Origin of the sequence: Ochrobactrum sp. RH2CCR150, assembly GCA_014138095.1 — a bacterium.
GTDB lineage: Bacteria > Pseudomonadota > Alphaproteobacteria > Rhizobiales > Rhizobiaceae > Brucella > Brucella gambitense.
Genome location: JACGXE010000019.1, coordinates 1 through 15024 on the forward strand (window position 1 = coordinate 1; position 15024 = coordinate 15024).

The following is a 15024-nucleotide window of genomic DNA, read 5'->3' on the forward strand; positions in this document are numbered from 1 at the left end:
ATCGCCTCTTCAACCGCAATCTCGTCGAACGGGTTCATCGACATCTTCACATTCGAAAGCTCAACGCCAGATCCGTCGCCCTTGACACGGATCTTCACGTTGTAATCGACGACACGTTTTACTGCGACAAGGACTTTCATCAGTTTCTCCAATAGAGCTTCAGCAAACTGTGCGGAACCGCTCAACCATAACATCGAGGACTTCGCCCGGATCCCGCTTCCACCAATTATCGACCGAGAAGACTTCGACTTCGCAAGGTCCGTCGTAACCGGCATTTTCAATGTTTTCTCGAATGAACCTCAGATCGGCGACGCCATCCCCCATCATGCCGCGATCAAGCAGCACATCGCTGGTATCCGCGAGCCAGTCACAAAGGTGGTATCCCAAGATGCGCTCCTTGCCAGCTCGCTTCAACTGAGCCGGAAGGTCAGTATCCCACCAGACATGATAGACATCGACTGCAATACCAAGATTGGGCTCGGCAAGCGCCTCGCAAATGTCAACGGCATCGCGAAGGGTGGTCAAGCAGGAACGATTACCGGCATATACGGGATTAAGAGGCTCGAGCGCCAACCGAACATTGCGTTCGGCTGCATAAAGCACGATGTCACCAAGGCGGTCCGCAATAATCTTCAGACTTTCCGCCGGACCTTTCGAAGCCGGGTGTACTCCACCGACGACAATGGTCAACACAGCCGCGCCGAGTTCCGCGGCCATATCGATTGACGCCTTTGCACCATCAATCACAACATCCCGATTGACCGCATCAGCCCCAACAAGAAATGGCGTACGGCACAGCCCGGCAACCGAAAGGCCAGCCGCCCGCGTTCGTTCACCGATCTCCACCGCTCGCCTGCCGATTTCACGCCGCCAGAATACGATCGCACCGAAACCGCGCGCCGCACAGGCATCAATAAGCCGCTCGGGGGACCAGCCGGCGCCATGGCCGTCGAGATTGTGGCCAAGACTGGCAGTGTTGAGCGCAAGTGCTGAATGATCCTGCGAGAAATCACGCATCATCAGGCTCCATAAAGCGCCAGCAGCTTTTTCATGCGGTCTGCTGCGCGCTCGGGATGGCGCAACAGACCACATTGGTCAGCAAGCCGGAAAAGTTCGACAAAATAAGGAAGTGGACGCATAGCCTGTGCGCCGTTCAACATCACAAAGTGATCTTGAAAGCCGTTCAACCAAGCAATGAAAACTACGCCTGTTTTATAGTATTGGGTTGGCGCACGGAAAATCAGCCTTGCAAGCGGCACCGTTGGGTCCAATGTCGCACGGAAGCCCGCCTTGTCTTCATTCGTCAGTTGTTCGACAGCATAGGCTGCCGCAGGTGCAAGGGGATCGAATATACCCAGGAGGGCATGCGAGAATCCTTCACTGTCGCCTTCGATCAGTTCGGGATAGTTGAAATCGTCTCCCGTAAACATTTTCACGCCAGCCGGTAACAGGCGGCGCATTTGAATTTCCTTTTGCTTATCCAGCATCGATATTTTGATGCCATCTATCTTCTGGCTATTGTTCTCGATGATGGTGAGAGCCGTTTGCATTGCCGGCTCGAAGGATGAAGCCCCCCAATAGCCCGCAAGCTGCGGGTCGAACATATCGCCAAGCCAATGCAGTATTACCGGATTGTCACATGCCGAAAGCACTTCGGAATAAATTTTGATATAGTCATCCGGTCCACTTGCGACACGCGTCAAAGCGCGAGATGCCATGAGGATAATGCGCCCGCCAATCTTCTGGACGGCTTCAACCTGCTTCAGATATGCCCGCCGCACCTCATCCAGACTTGTAACTTTTGATGGATCGAGATGATCCGTCCCACAACCATTAGCGATCAGCGCGTCGGGAAGCTCCTCCCGTGTGCGGCGTATGAGTTCAAGTGCTCCCGGCCAGTCGAGCCCCATGCCCCGCTGCGCCGTGTCCATAGCTTCCGCAATTCCAAGACCCAAGCCAGCAAGGTAATGGCGGAATTCCATCGTCTTGCCCCAGTCGATCGCCGCATGTCCGGAAGGGTCGCTAGCCGTGAATGGATCGGCCACGACATGAGCAGCGGAATAGACAATACGCGCCGGAGTCGACCCAAGTTTCGCAGACGGAATCGTCTTGCCACTCATATGATAGTCCGCGAGCCGACCGCTTGCGTCGGGAAGTGCAATCTTCATGGTGTAACCTCAATAGCGTGGTACGAGCATGCCCGCGTCAGCAGGAATCGCCATGCCAGTTGTATAAGGAAGCCGCCCAGAAGCTAAGGAAGCTATGAGGGTGCCGATCTCCTGCGGGTCTCCGACGCGCGGAAACAAGGTGAGGCCCTGCTCGGCGCGCGCTCGATAGGATTCAATGACCGGAGCTGTCATCTCTGTTGCAATTAAGCCGGGCTGCACGTCGTAGACGGCTATTTCGTCTTGTCCTAGGCGCACTGCCAGCGCCTTGGAAATCATAGCGGCGGCGGCTTTTGAAGCACAGTATTCAGAGCGTTGGACAGCTACAGCCACCGCGTTTGAAGACGTAACATTGATAATCGATTGGAAGCTTGCCGACCGCTGCCGTTTAAGAAGGCGTCGCGCAAAGGTCTGGCTCAAAAAAAACACAGCTTTTGTGTTAACGGCAAAGCAGCGGTCCCAACTTTCTTCTGAGACGTCCAGCATGTCGCCGCGTTTCAAAACGCCGACGCCCGCATTATTGACAAGCGTGGTAAGCGACCCCAGTTTCGCTTCAATCTGATCAAACGCAGTTTCATATCCGCCAATGTTCGTGACGTCGAACGGGGCAGCGACCACCTGAACACCGAAAGACGCAACTTTTTCCACTGCTGCGGCCAGTTCTACATCGTCAGAGGGGCCGTTGATTGCAACAGCGAAGCCTTCTTTGGCCAAAGCCAGCGCCGCGGCAAGCCCAATGCCGCGCGATGATCCGGTCACCAGCGCAACCCGATGGTTTCTGTGTGCGTTCACGCCCTGGCTCCTTTTTTCAGGAGCTCTCGCGCGATGATCATGCGCTGTATCTGGTTCGTACCTTCATAGATTTGCGTGATTTTGGCGTCGCGATAAAGCCGCTCGACTTCAAAACCGCGAATATAACCTGAACCTCCGAAAACCTGAACAGCGTCAGCGGTGCGCTGAACAGCCATATCACCGGCAAAGCATTTGGCAATCGAACAGGCTTTGGTCGCATCAACGCCGCTGTCGATCTTTGATGCCGCCGATTGAACCAGGAGCCGTGCAGCTTCGATATCTTTTGCCATATCAGCCAGCAGCCATTGCACACCCTGGAATTCAGCAATCTGTTTGCCGAATTGCTTGCGCGTCCCTGCATAATCAAGTGCGGCTTCGAGACCGGCCTGAGCAATACCCACGGCAAGCGATGCAATGCCGACACGGCCTTTGTCGAGCACGGACATCATCATATGAAACCCGCGACCCTCAATGCCAAGAACGGCATCGGCGGGCAAGCGCACGTCGGTAAATGTCAAGGCGCCAACTTGGCTCGCACGTTGGCCCATCTTGTGTTCCTTGGGACCTCTTTCGACGCCTTCAGCGTGAAGATCCACAATGAAGATGGACATTCCCCGGTTGCCGGCTTCCTTGTCTGTTCTCGCCAGCACAAATCCGTAATCTGCGACAGGTGCATTGTGGATCCAGATCTTGCCGCCATTGAGCCGCCAGCCAGAGCCGTCACGTACCGCTGTCGTGCGAATGCCTGAAACGTCCGTGCCGGCTTCGGGCTCGGTTATGCAATAGGCCACCTTCGCACGCGTCGAAAGAATATCCGGCAACATGGCTTTCTGGCGGTCGGTACCATGCCGCACCAACAAGGTGGAAATAAGCTCGATAAGGCCGCACTGATCGGCAACCGGCGCATAGCCTCTGCTCAGTTCTTCCATAACGACCGCATAGGTCAGCGTATCGAAACCTGGCCCACCGAGTTCTTCCGGCACGCCGATGCCAAAAAGGCCGAGCTTTCCCATCTCGATATAGAGGTCCGCAGGGAAGCTCTCCTCCCTGTCCAGCATTTCCGCCACGGGACGAATCATTTCGTCGGCAAAGGCCCGCGCCATATCGCGTACCTGATGTTGTGTCTGCGTGAGAAACATCGGCATCTCCTCCAATGAAGTAACTATCTAGTTACATACATTTGTCTTCCTTGCAAGGTCAAGATGGAAAAGACACTATCGGAAGGAAGCGGCTTGCGCCCCGAATTGCCTCGTGATTATTATGCACCATTCGGTTACTTATGGAGGAGATTCATGCAGCCTGACGAGAAACGGAAATTTGGCCGAACAGACCTGGAAGTCACCGCATTCGGTTTTGGCACCGCACCACTTGGCAATATTTTCCGCGAGATCGATGAAGCGACATCGGAAGCAATGTTTTCCCGGGCCTGGGATGCCGGCGTGCGCTTTTTCGATACCGCGCCAATGTATGGCCATGGTTTGGCAGAACTGCGTACCGGTCACAACCTGCGCTGGAAGAAACGCGACGATTTCGTGCTGGCTTCGAAAGTTGGACGGCTTTTACGCCCCGCGCCGCGCAACACAATCGACTTCGCGCCATGGACGAATGCCGCTCCGTTTACCATGCATTTCGATTATACTTATGACGGTACGATGCGTGCGTTCGAAGACAGTTTGCAACGCTTGGGGCTGGAGCGAATGGATATGTGCTTCATCCACGATATTGATGTGTACACGCGCGGCAGCGAACAGGTCGAAGTATTCAAGCAGGCAATGGATGGCGCCTGGCGGGCATTGGAGCGGCTTCGCTCCGAAAAACTCGTGAAGGCCATCGGCGTTGGCGTCAATGAATGGGAAGTGTGCCACGAAGCGCTCAAGCGCAATGATTTCGACTGCTTCCTGCTGGCCGGCCGCTATACACTGCTGGAACAGGAAGCGCTCGATACTTTCCTGCCATTGTGTGAGGAACGCGGTGCTGCCGTTGTCGTTGGTGGTGGCTTTAATTCCGGCATCCTTGCCACGGGCGCACGCGAAGGCGCTAAATACAACTACGCCCCTGCACCACGTGAAATCATGGAAAAAGTGGCAAAGATCGAAGCTGTTTGCCTGGAGCACAATGTGCCGCTGGCCGCCGCAGCGCTTCAATTTGTCGTTGCCCATCCAGCCGTGCCATCATTCATGGCGGGCACGCGCACGCTTGAACAGTTGGAGCAAAATCTCGCCTGGTTCGCCCATCCGATTCCAACAGAGTTCTGGTACGACCTCAAGCAAAAAGGCTTGTTACGAGAAGACGCGCCCGTGCCGACATAAGAAGAAATTTCAGCCCGCGCGATGCATAAAGCGCGGGCTGGCTGTGTCTATCGAATCAGGATTGCACGGAAATCGTTGACATTCGTTCCCGTCGGACCGGGGATAAACAAATCTCCCAACTGGTTGAATGCATTCCACGCATCGTTACGAGCAAGGAGCGAAAAAGGGTCCATCCCCATTTCTCGCAAACGTTGCATACTGTGTCCATCAGCAAAGGCTCCGGCATTATCCTCTGAACCATCAATACCGTCGGTATCGGCCGCTAGTGCGGCGAAAGGAACACCTTCGGCTGCAAGTGCAAGTGACAGAAGGAACTCCGTATTGCGCCCGCCGCGACCAGTGCCCTTAATGGTCACAGTTGTTTCGCCCCCCGAAAGCATGACAACGGGGCGGGTGAAAGGGCGATTACGCGCTGCAATTTCACGCGCCATTGCCGCGTGAACACGAGCCACATCGCGTGCTTCACCCTCCATCGCGTCCGACAGAATGACCGCCGGAACTCCCATGGCCTCCGCCCGCCCGGCCGCTGCTTCCAGAGAAAGATGCGCAGAAGCGATGACCCGCACCTCATTACCCGCAAACATAGCGTCTTCTGGCTTTGGCGCCAGCCCTTGATCTCCTGCAAGCCACGCTTCAATGCGCTTGGGAAGACCAATATTCCAAACCTTGGCCAGTTTGCGCGCGCTTTGACGATCCATGGCGTCAGGTATGGTTGGCCCACTGGCGACTTGTGCCGGATCATCGCCGGGAATGTCAGATACAACCAGCGTCACCAGACGCGCAGGATAGCAAGCCGCGGCCAGACGCCCGCCTTTGATTGCCGAAACCTGCTTGCGGATCGCATTCATCACAGATATAGGAGCGCCGCTTGCAAGAAGCGCCTTGTTCATCGCGGCCTCTTCCTCCAGCGTCAGAGGCCCCGGCGGGGCTGGGAGCAGCGCTGATCCGCCGCCGCAAATCAAAGCAACAACGAGGTCATCCTTGGTAAGACCCCGAACCGCTTCGAAAAGCGCCCTGGATGCTGCCAGCCCTGCGGCATCCGGCACTGGATGCGCGGCCTCCAGTATCTTGATATGACGACAGGCCATCGCATAGCCATACCGCGTCACCACGACGCCCTCGACCGGCGCATCCCATAATCTTTCAAATGCTGAAGCAAGCTGGGCTACACCCTTACCGGCGCCGATCACGACCGTCCGCCCGCGTGGAGGTATGGGGAGGTGAGCACTAAGTGCTTTTTGTGGATCGGCAGCAGCAACCGCGCTATGAAAAAGTTCCGTCAGAAAACGTTTATCGTCGGATATCATATGCCTCATCTCACCGGAGGAATTTCTTGAAACTGGCGCGGCGCTTCTGCCGATAGGCTGCAAGACCTTCTTCCAAATCATCCGAGGCGACGGCAACCGCTCCGGCCAGAGCCTCCACAATACGCTCGCTTTCCTCCCCTTCAGCGACATTGATAAGCATCTTGACGAGTTCCGTTGCGCGCGGCGACCGCTGCAGCAAGCGAGAGGCAAACGCCTCAGCAGCCATCAAACCATTTCCCGTCGCGACGACCTGATCCACCAGACCAAGAGAACGCGCCTCATCGGCAGAAAACACTTCACCAAAGAGCGCCATGCGGCGAACCAGTCCAGGGCCGAAGCGCCGCGACACACGCTGGGTTCCTGACCAGCCGGGTATCACCCCGAGCCCGGTTTCCGGCAGGCCTATTTTCACATGTGCTTCCGCGATGCGCATATCGGCGCAGGCCGCGAGTTCAAGTCCGCCGCCCAAAGCATGCCCGTTCAACACAGCGATGACCGGCACGCTCAGACGCGCCAGCGCATCGAAAACATCATGTCCATCACGCAACCAGCGGCGTGAAAAATTATCCGCATCGAGTTGGCTCCAGGCATCTATGTCGCCGCCCGCACAGAAGGATTTTTGCCCCTCCCCGGTGAGAATGGCCACACCGGCATCGGACCGCTCGATCTTTCGGCAGGCGTCAAGCAGGGCATCCGCCATGCCTGCATCGATTGCGTTGAGTTTTTCCGCGCGCCGAATTGTCAGGCGCGCAATATGGCCTTCTAAAAGAAGCTCGATACGTGCATCACTCATAGTGCAAGCTCCATCAGGCCAGGGCGAAACAGCGCTTCGTCCATCGTCTTCAACGCTTTGGAAACACGCAATGGTGTTGCAGCCTGATCGAGAATATCGCGCTGAAGATCAATGCCGGGCGCAACTTCCGTCACAACGAGCCCGTCCTGTTCCAGACGGATCACGCAACGCTCGGTGACATAGGTAACGTCCTGTTTCTGCATGCGGCCACGCTTGCCGGAAAAGCTGACCTGATCCACCTTACGAACAAACTTCGCAATTTTGCCTTCCCTGTCGATCACGAGGCGGCCGTCTTCGACGCGCATCTTTGCGCCAGCATTGAAGTTGCCTGAAAAAACGATTTTCTTTGCCCGAGTGGTGATGTCAACAAAACCGCCCGCGCCTGCGGTGCGATGTGGCGTTGCCGCCAATCGGCTGACATTGACCGATCCGTCAGCATCGACTTCCAGAAATGACAGGAGCGAACAATCAAAAGCTCCTGCCTGAAAATAGCTAAACTGGTGCGGGGAAGCGACAAACGCCTCAGCATTGGAAGCACAACCGAATTTGAAATCAAGCAACGGCACACCACCTACAGCCCCTTGCTCGATAACCCAGGTGATTTTTCCGTGATGTCCTTCTTCAATCAGGATTCGCGGTACATTGGCTGAAATGCCGAAACCAATATTGACCGCCCAATCAGCTTCCAGTTCCTGTGCAACGCGGCGCGCGATGACCTTGCCCACGTCGAGCTTTGGTATATCGAAACTATCAAGCGGACGGAAAAGCTCGCCCGAGATCGCCGGATCGTACTGCGTTGCCGTGGTTTGCAACTGATCGGGCACCTCTACGATCATGTCGACCAGTATACCGGGCACCCGGACGTCATGCGGGCGGACTGTACCGCTTGCTGCGACGCGCTTCACCTGTGCGATTACGATGCCTCCGGAATTTCGGGCGGCCAGCGCCATTTCCATGGCTCCAAGTGTCGCGCCTTCATGCTCGAAGGTGAGATTGCCCTTCTCATCTGCGGTCGTCGCGCGAATGATTGCTACATCGGGACGAATGGCCGGAAAATGCAGCCAGTCTTCTCCTTCAAAAGATACCCGCTTGACCAATGGTTTCGCGCGTGCGCTGGCATTCATCGCGCAGCCTTCCTGATCGGGATCCACAAAAGTATCCATCCCGACCTTTGTCAGCACACCGGGCCGTTTGGCCGCGCCCTCACGCAACATATCAAAGACGATACCTGAAGGCACATTCCATGCGGCCAGCTTCTCTTGCACAATCATCTGCCAGATAAGCGGAGGCTCGGCATTGCTGGGCCCGGATGGGTATGAGCCACCGATAATCTGGACAAGCATTTCGGGCTTCGCGATATGATCGACGCCGCGCGTGCCAAAGAAATCGCCGGCCGCAATCGGATGAACTGAAGTCAGGCCGCGCGGGTGCCCCTCATTGTCGAACCGCTCACCCAAAGCCTTCAAAACGGCATCAGGGCAACAAAGGCCGGAAGATGAGTTGACGGCTATGACTGCACCATCCTTTATGAGCTTTACCGCGTCCTCCGCTGACTTCACCTTCCGCATCAAAACCTCCACATGCCTTTGCATTAAGTAACTAACTAGTTATACATTAATCACAAGCGGTGTGGGCACGCAAGCCGGTTCTCGCCGCGCCGCCTCAACACCAATCAGGGAGGACACATGAACATCTATTTTCAAAAGAGCTTTCAGCGCGGTTTTGGTACCTATCCGCTTAAGGGAGCGGAATTGCGAAATGCTATGGAAGCAGCATTTGCCGCAGGCTACAGAGCTTTCGATACGGCACAAATGTACGGCAACGAGATGGACACGGGGCACGCATTGGCGACGTGTGGCATTGCTCGTGACGAACTGTGTATTACAACAAAGGTACATCCCGAAAATTATTCGGAGGATAAGTTCATCCCCTCGGTCGAAGCCAGTCTAAAAGCCCTCAGGCTTGATCGTGTCGATGTTCTGCTTTTGCACTGGCCCGACACAGGCGGCGAGATTGCTTCTTCACTGCGCCTGCTGCAATCAGCACAGTTGCAGGGCCTTGCCCGCTTCGTCGGTGTATCAAATTATACCGCACGTATGATGCATGAGGCCAAAGCGACCATTGAAGTGCCACTCGTTACCAACCAGGTCGAATTTCATCCTTTGCTGGACCAGAGAAAACTTCTGGCGGCGGCCGAGCAGACAGGCATTCCGCTTTCCTCCTATGCATCAATCGCCCGCGGTGAAGTGTTCAAGCATAATCTCTTTTCCGAGATTGGCGATAGCTATGATAAATCGCCAGCGCAGATCGCGTTACGCTGGATATTGCAAAAAGGCATACCGCTGAATACGATGTCGACACGGCCGGAGAATATAACGGCCAATTTCAGCATTATGGATTTTACTTTGTCGTCGATCGATATGAACAGGATCGATGCCCTCAACGCCCTCGATTATCGTGTCGTCAAGTCAGGCCAACTGCCTTGGACGCCCGAATGGGACTGACAAAAAAAGGCGGCCATTGGCCGCCTTCCTATGAAACTATCGAATCAATCAGGCGTTGCCGCGGATCATGTCGACCGCTTTTTCTGCAATCATTATGGTCGCGGCGTTGGTATTGGAGCCGACCAGACTTGGCATGATGGAACTGTCGCAGATACGAATGCCGTCAACACCATGCACACGCAGTTGCGGATCGACGACAGACATTGCATCCGTTCCCATCTTACAGGTGCAAGTGGGGTGATAGGACGTGCGACCATATTGCCGGGCATAAGCGATATAGTCCGCCTGCGTCCTTACATTCTTATCGGGAAAGCGCAGCGCCTTGATGTATTTTTGCAGGGACGGCTGATTGAATATCTCCTGGCTGATCTTCACACCCTCGGCGGAAATTTTCAAATCTTCCGGATCAGCGAGATAATTGGGATCGATGACCGGCAGATCGCGCGGATCGGCAGAGCGCAAGGCAACCGTTCCACGTGACTTCGGTCGAAGCGTATATGAGTTGAGCGTTATGCCGGAAGCCCCTTTCGATACGCTTGGAACTCCAGCTTCCGCTCCTGCGCCGGCAAGGAAATGGAACTGCAGGTCGGGACTGACGCTCTCCTTGTCGCCGTACCAGAATGCACCACCTTCAACAACATTCGAGGTGATAGGACCTGAATTGAAAAGGGAATACTGAATACCGGCCCACAACATCCAGTGGAGCTTGTTGTATTTATCAAGGCTGTCATGATTCTGAAGTTCAGCGACGATATCAACGCCAAAATGATCCTGCAGATTCTCCCCTACGCCCGCGAGGTCCTCTATCACATCAATGCCATGGCTGCGCAGGGCAGCCGCTGGCCCGATGCCTGATAGCATCATCAGTTTTGGCGTGCCAATCGCACCGGACGTCACAAGCACTTCGCGATCGGCACGCGCTGTCATTCGCTTATCGTTGATCGCATAATCGACACCGATAGCACGCCGGCCTTCAAAAACGATCCGCAGGACCAATGCGCCGGTGACCAGGGTCAGGTTTGGGCGTTTCAGGGCCGGCCGCAGATAGCCAACGGCTGCCGAACAGCGGCGGTTATTACGGATCGTCGTCTGATAAACGCCAGCCCCATCCTGGGTTGGCCCGTTGAAGTCCGGATTATAGGGAATACCGTATTCCTGGCAGCTCTGCACAAATGCACGCGTCATGCGTTGGGGATCAGGAATATTTGAGACTCCGAGCGGCCCATCGGTCCCATGCCAACCACCCGAAAGGATCGCGTTACCCTCGGAACGAAGGAAATACTTCTGTATATCCTTGAAACTCCAACCCTCAGCGCCTTCTTTTTCCCAACGGTCATAATCGCTCGGATGACCGCGTGTAAAAATCTCGGCATTGATGGAAGAACCGCCGCCAAGTACTTTGGCCTGAGCATATGGAATCTCGCGATTGTTCGCATGTCGTTGAGGCGTAGTCTTGAGCCCCCAGGTCAGAGGACCCGTGGTCATTTTAGCAAAGCCAACCGGCATATGGATGAATGGATGACTGTCCCGTCCGCCCGCTTCAATAAGACAGACACGTGCAGAAGGATTTTCCGAAAGACGTGCGGCAAGGACGCAGCCGGCACTCCCTCCCCCGACTATCACATAATCATAACCTGTCGTCATCATGCTACCCAATGCGAGCGTTTGCCTATTTCAAAGTGAACGGACTTGATTTGCGTGTATTCCTCTACGCCATATATCCCGGCCTCGCGACCCCAACCAGACTGCTTGAAGCCACCAAGTGGCATTTCCGGGCCACCTGCCATGATCGTATTCACCCAGAACCGTCCGGCACGCACGCGCCGCGTTACCATAAGCGCCTTGTCGATATTCTTGGTCCAGACACTTGCAGCAAGCCCGTAGACCGTATCATTTGCCATTTGGATCGCATCTTCGAATGTATCAAAATGCATAGAACAGAGCACGGGGCCGAAAATCTCATCCCGTACAATCGCCATTTCTCGAGAAACGCCCGAGAAAAGCGTTGGTGCAATATATTGTCCGCAGCCAAGGTCAAGCGGAGTTCCACCACAAAGAAGCTTGGCACCCTCCGCCCCACCTTTGGCTATGTATTCCAAAATCGTGGCGTTCTGCGCTTCAGTCGTTATTGCGCCAACCTGGGTATTTTGATCCAGCGGGTCGCCGACGCGGATTTTGGCCATTTTCTCCACGAGCAACTTTTCAAACTCCGCAGCGATCGAACGCTCGACGATCAGGCGCGACGAGGAAACACAGCACTGCCCGGTATTGAAGCTTATACCAAATGCCGCGGCATCCGCCGCGTCTTCCAGATCTGCATCGGCAAATACAATGATTGGGTTCTTGCCGCCCAGTTCCAGACCGAGTTTCTTGAAATTGGAGTCGGCGGCGGCGTGAACACAGGAACGTCCCACCGCGGTTGAACCGGTGAAGGAGAGCATGTCCACGTCCGGATGTTCAGCCATAGCCTGGCCAATAATACGTCCGGAGCCGGTAATCACATTAAAGACACCTGCGGGCAGACCGGCTTCAGCCAGCACTTCGGCCAACAGCAATGTGCTCGCGGACGTCACTTCCGATGGCTTGACGACCGCAGTGCAGCCGGAGGCCAGAATAAACGGCACGCGCTCACACAAAATCAGGAACGGAAAATTCCAAGGCGTGATCAGGCCGACAACACCGATGGGCTCGCGCAGCACCATGCCGAAAAGATCGTCACCGAGCGAATTGAAGCTATCGCCATGTAGAAGCCGCGCCGCTCCGGCACCGACTTCAAAACAGGCAATGCAATTGTCGATTTCTCCACGCGCCTGCGAGATCGGCTTGCCGTTTTCCAGCGTCTCCCAATAGGCAATCTCATCGCGTCGGCGACGCAGAATCTCCGCTGCCCTCAGAAGCACGCCGCCTCGAGCTGCTCCTGACAAGCCTGACCAGCGGCGATCCTCAAAGGCCCGCCTTGCCGCTCCCACGGCTTCATCAAGATGCTCGGTGGTACAACGAACAGTTCGTGTGACCGGCGTCCCGTGACCCGGCGAAAGTCGCTCGAAGTAATCAGTACCCTCCTTCCACTGCCCATCGATAAAGAAACCGAAATTACGTGCTTCGCGCGGGGGTGAAAGGAATGCGTTATTGTGATCCATCGGATACCTCCACTTCGATTTTATTGCGCCGCAATAGCGATCTGCGTCTTGAGATGTTGCGGTCGCTGACCAATGGTTTCGAAAGCCTCCTGGATATCCTCCAGGCTATAGCTTGCATTCGTGAAATTTTCCGTCTGAAAGCGCCCATGCGACAGCAAGGTCAGCGCATCGTGCATATCTGCGCCCATGCCGGCGACAGAGCCTTTCAGACCGTTCTCCTCAAGTACTGTTCGAAGAATATTGACCGGTATCGCTTCGTCCGGTGCGGTAATGCCGAAGAACGCGACGTGCCCGCCCCGTCTGATCAGATCAAAAGCTTGCTCGTAGAGTTTACGACTGCCGACGCTTTCAATCACAAAGTCGGCACCGCGTCCGCCCGTCATTTGCAAAACCGTCTGGCGAACTTCAGCAGGATCGCTTATGGCGAAATCCGCGCCTGCGGCAAGGGCCATTTGACAGCGCTCCGGTGAAAGATCAACGACGATAATCGGAGCTGCACCGACCAGCCGCATCATCTGCACATGAAGATTTCCGATTGGGCCGGCGCCGAGCACGACCACTGACTGGCCAAAACTCACGCCCGCCTTGCGTGCCGCGCGCACCACACAGGCAACCGGCTCGGTCAACGCAAGGATGTCATCGGCTATATTGGTAGATACGGGGATGGCCAGTCGCGCAGGAACCGAAACATATTCCGCGAAAGCCCCATTGCGACCAATGCCAAGCTGGGTGACTTCCGCACAGTTAAGCACCTCGTTGCGACGGCACCAGAAACAGGTTCCACAGCCTATATTGATATCAACGACGACGCGCGATCCAACCGAAAGATGCTTTACATTGGCACCGCACTCGGCAACCGTTCCACAAAATTCGTGACCTGGAACCAGCGGCAAACTATCGAAGGCATAATGACCGTTAAAAATATGAATATCGGTTCCGCAAATTCCGGTTCGCGCCACGCGTACAAGCACGTCCTCCGGCCCTATGCGAGGCACATCGATCTCACGAACCTCAAAACGCCGTGGAGCTGAAAGGAAAGCTGCTTTCATTTTCATGAACTATTCCTTTTTTACTTTACCGTGCGCAGTTTGGCGCGATCGATCGTCAGGGCGATTGCCGCGATAAGCACGATCCCGAACAGCATTTGCTGCTTGGTCGCGTCGATTTCGAAATAGAGCATCGATGCGCGGATAACCGCGACGATCAGGGTGCCGACAACAGTGTTGATCACCCCACCAACACCACCCGTAAGCGGCGTACCTCCAACCAGCACAGCGACAATTGCGGGAAGCAAAAAGCCGTTGGCGATGGTCGGTGCGCCACCGGAGAGCTTGACCGCAAAAAGGAGGCCCGCGACCGCGGCCAAGGCGCCTGATATAGCGAAAGCCAGAACCTTGAAACGCTTGACATTAAGACCTGAAGCCGCGGCGGCTAGCTCTCCGGCTCCGACCGCCTTAAGCGCACGGCCAAGTGTGGTGCGGCGTTCAATAAATAGACAGATCGCCACCAATGCCGCCGCGATGAGCAATTCATGCGGCACACCAAAACTACGGCCGATCATCCAGCCGAAAGTTTCGTTACGCTGAATGGCGTCCATGTTGAGCGCCCGTTGACCGGAGAGCCATTGTGCGATTGAAAACGCAATGCCACCAACAGCGAGCGTCGAAATGAAAGACGGCACATAAAGCCTTGTCGTTACGAAACCCGAAAGCGCGCCAAGAAGAAAGCCCGACAAAATACAAAGCACGGCCACCCACGGCCCCAGGGATGCAAGGTAAACAGATGCGATGACCGTTACCATATTTGCCATCGATTGAGCCGAGAGATCGATGCCGCCAATGTAGATCGCAAAGGTAAGGCCGAGCGCCATGATGAAAAGCGGCACAATATCGCCCGCTATACCCAGAAGGTTCGACGGCCGCAAAAAGCCTGGATCAGCGAAACCCACGATCGCGACAAGCACAACCAGGGTAATCCAGGGCAAATGTGGTTTAAGGCGCTGAATATCCATCTT

Annotated in this window: 13 protein-coding genes and 1 pseudogene; 2 read left to right on the forward strand and 12 right to left on the reverse strand. The window is 55.4% G+C overall.

Annotation, left to right across the window (positions count from 1 at the left end; genetic code table 11):
- The 5 genes and pseudogenes from FHW03_RS23235 to FHW03_RS23255 form a co-directional block, all read right to left on the reverse strand.
- Positions 1-140, reverse strand: a pseudogene (locus tag FHW03_RS23235) (electron transfer flavoprotein subunit beta/FixA family protein); the annotation flags it as partial.
- A gap of 19 nt (positions 141-159) precedes the next feature.
- Positions 160-1017, reverse strand: coding sequence for a sugar phosphate isomerase/epimerase family protein (locus FHW03_RS23240; protein ID WP_182522876.1), 858 nt, complete (start codon positions 1015-1017; stop codon positions 160-162).
- A 2-nt stretch (positions 1018-1019) separates the two neighbouring features.
- A complete protein-coding gene (locus tag FHW03_RS23245) occupies positions 1020-2168 on the reverse strand; it encodes a dihydrodipicolinate synthase family protein (protein WP_182522811.1) in 1149 nt (382 codons plus the stop codon).
- A gap of 9 nt (positions 2169-2177) precedes the next feature.
- Positions 2178-2957, reverse strand: coding sequence for a 3-ketoacyl-ACP reductase (locus FHW03_RS23250; RefSeq protein ID WP_182522812.1), 780 nt, complete (start codon positions 2955-2957; stop codon positions 2178-2180).
- A complete protein-coding gene (locus tag FHW03_RS23255) occupies positions 2954-4096 on the reverse strand; it encodes an acyl-CoA dehydrogenase family protein (RefSeq protein ID WP_182522813.1) in 1143 nt (380 codons plus the stop codon). Before FHW03_RS23255 ends, FHW03_RS23250 begins: the two co-directional genes overlap by 4 nt.
- Positions 4097-4249: 153 nt before the next feature.
- Here FHW03_RS23255 and FHW03_RS23260 point away from each other — a divergent pair, with 153 nt between their 5' ends.
- On the forward strand, positions 4250-5266 hold the full coding sequence (locus FHW03_RS23260) for an aldo/keto reductase (protein ID WP_182522814.1): 1017 nt from the start codon (positions 4250-4252) through the stop codon (positions 5264-5266).
- Between the two features lie 47 nt (positions 5267-5313).
- On the opposite strand, the gene FHW03_RS23265 is transcribed toward FHW03_RS23260, so the two are convergent.
- The 3 genes from FHW03_RS23265 to FHW03_RS23275 are packed head-to-tail and all read right to left on the reverse strand — an operon-like array spanning position 5314 to position 8934.
- On the reverse strand, positions 5314-6573 hold the full coding sequence (locus tag FHW03_RS23265; RefSeq protein ID WP_182522815.1) for a glycerate kinase: 1260 nt from the start codon (positions 6571-6573) through the stop codon (positions 5314-5316).
- Between the two features lie 10 nt (positions 6574-6583).
- Positions 6584-7366, reverse strand: a complete 783-nt coding sequence (locus tag FHW03_RS23270; protein WP_113485902.1) for an enoyl-CoA hydratase/isomerase family protein — start codon at positions 7364-7366, stop codon at positions 6584-6586.
- A complete protein-coding gene (locus FHW03_RS23275; RefSeq protein ID WP_182522816.1) occupies positions 7363-8934 on the reverse strand; it encodes an acyl CoA:acetate/3-ketoacid CoA transferase in 1572 nt (523 codons plus the stop codon). The genes FHW03_RS23270 and FHW03_RS23275 overlap by 4 nt, the downstream gene beginning before the upstream one ends.
- 117 nt (positions 8935-9051) lie before the next feature.
- Here FHW03_RS23275 and FHW03_RS23280 point away from each other — a divergent pair, with 117 nt between their 5' ends.
- The gene (locus FHW03_RS23280; RefSeq protein WP_182522817.1) at positions 9052-9870 is read left to right on the forward strand and encodes an aldo/keto reductase; all 819 of its coding nucleotides are present in this window, start codon (positions 9052-9054) and stop codon (positions 9868-9870) included.
- A gap of 48 nt (positions 9871-9918) precedes the next feature.
- Here FHW03_RS23280 and FHW03_RS23285 read toward each other — a convergent pair whose 3' ends face one another.
- From FHW03_RS23285 to FHW03_RS23300, 4 genes are read right to left on the reverse strand one after another with little or no spacing between them, the layout of a single operon-like run.
- Positions 9919-11514, reverse strand: a complete 1596-nt coding sequence (locus FHW03_RS23285; RefSeq protein ID WP_182522877.1) for a GMC family oxidoreductase N-terminal domain-containing protein — start codon at positions 11512-11514, stop codon at positions 9919-9921.
- Entirely contained in the window at positions 11514-13010 is a 1497-nt protein-coding gene (locus tag FHW03_RS23290) for an aldehyde dehydrogenase family protein (protein ID WP_182522818.1), read from the reverse strand. The genes FHW03_RS23285 and FHW03_RS23290 overlap by 1 nt, the downstream gene beginning before the upstream one ends.
- Before the next feature lie 20 nt (positions 13011-13030).
- Positions 13031-14065, reverse strand: a complete 1035-nt coding sequence (locus FHW03_RS23295; RefSeq protein WP_235911195.1) for a zinc-binding dehydrogenase — start codon at positions 14063-14065, stop codon at positions 13031-13033.
- A 14-nt stretch (positions 14066-14079) separates the two neighbouring features.
- Positions 14080-15021: an ABC transporter permease gene (locus FHW03_RS23300; protein ID WP_182522819.1), complete on the reverse strand. Its 942-nt coding sequence runs from the start codon at positions 15019-15021 to the stop codon at positions 14080-14082.
- Positions 15022-15024 lie beyond the last annotated feature (3 nt).

Coding starts and splice junctions, on each gene's coding strand:
- FHW03_RS23270 (WP_113485902.1), bottom strand. CDS start 7,366: ATGAGTGATGCACGTATCGAGCTTCTTTTAGAAGGCCATATTGCGCGC.
- FHW03_RS23275 (WP_182522816.1), bottom strand. CDS start 8,934: ATGCGGAAGGTGAAGTCAGCGGAGGACGCGGTAAAGCTCATAAAGGAT.
- FHW03_RS23260 (WP_182522814.1), top strand. CDS start 4,250: ATGCAGCCTGACGAGAAACGGAAATTTGGCCGAACAGACCTGGAAGTC.
- FHW03_RS23285 (WP_182522877.1), bottom strand. CDS start 11,514: ATGACGACAGGTTATGATTATGTGATAGTCGGGGGAGGGAGTGCCGGC.
- FHW03_RS23240 (WP_182522876.1), bottom strand. CDS start 1,017: ATGCGTGATTTCTCGCAGGATCATTCAGCACTTGCGCTCAACACTGCC.
- FHW03_RS23290 (WP_182522818.1), bottom strand. CDS start 13,010: ATGGATCACAATAACGCATTCCTTTCACCCCCGCGCGAAGCACGTAAT.
- FHW03_RS23300 (WP_182522819.1), bottom strand. CDS start 15,021: ATGGATATTCAGCGCCTTAAACCACATTTGCCCTGGATTACCCTGGTT.
- FHW03_RS23265 (WP_182522815.1), bottom strand. CDS start 6,573: ATGATATCCGACGATAAACGTTTTCTGACGGAACTTTTTCATAGCGCG.
- FHW03_RS23255 (WP_182522813.1), bottom strand. CDS start 4,096: ATGTTTCTCACGCAGACACAACATCAGGTACGCGATATGGCGCGGGCC.
- FHW03_RS23245 (WP_182522811.1), bottom strand. CDS start 2,168: ATGAAGATTGCACTTCCCGACGCAAGCGGTCGGCTCGCGGACTATCAT.
- FHW03_RS23280 (WP_182522817.1), top strand. CDS start 9,052: ATGAACATCTATTTTCAAAAGAGCTTTCAGCGCGGTTTTGGTACCTAT.
- FHW03_RS23295 (WP_235911195.1), bottom strand. CDS start 14,065: ATGAAAATGAAAGCAGCTTTCCTTTCAGCTCCACGGCGTTTTGAGGTT.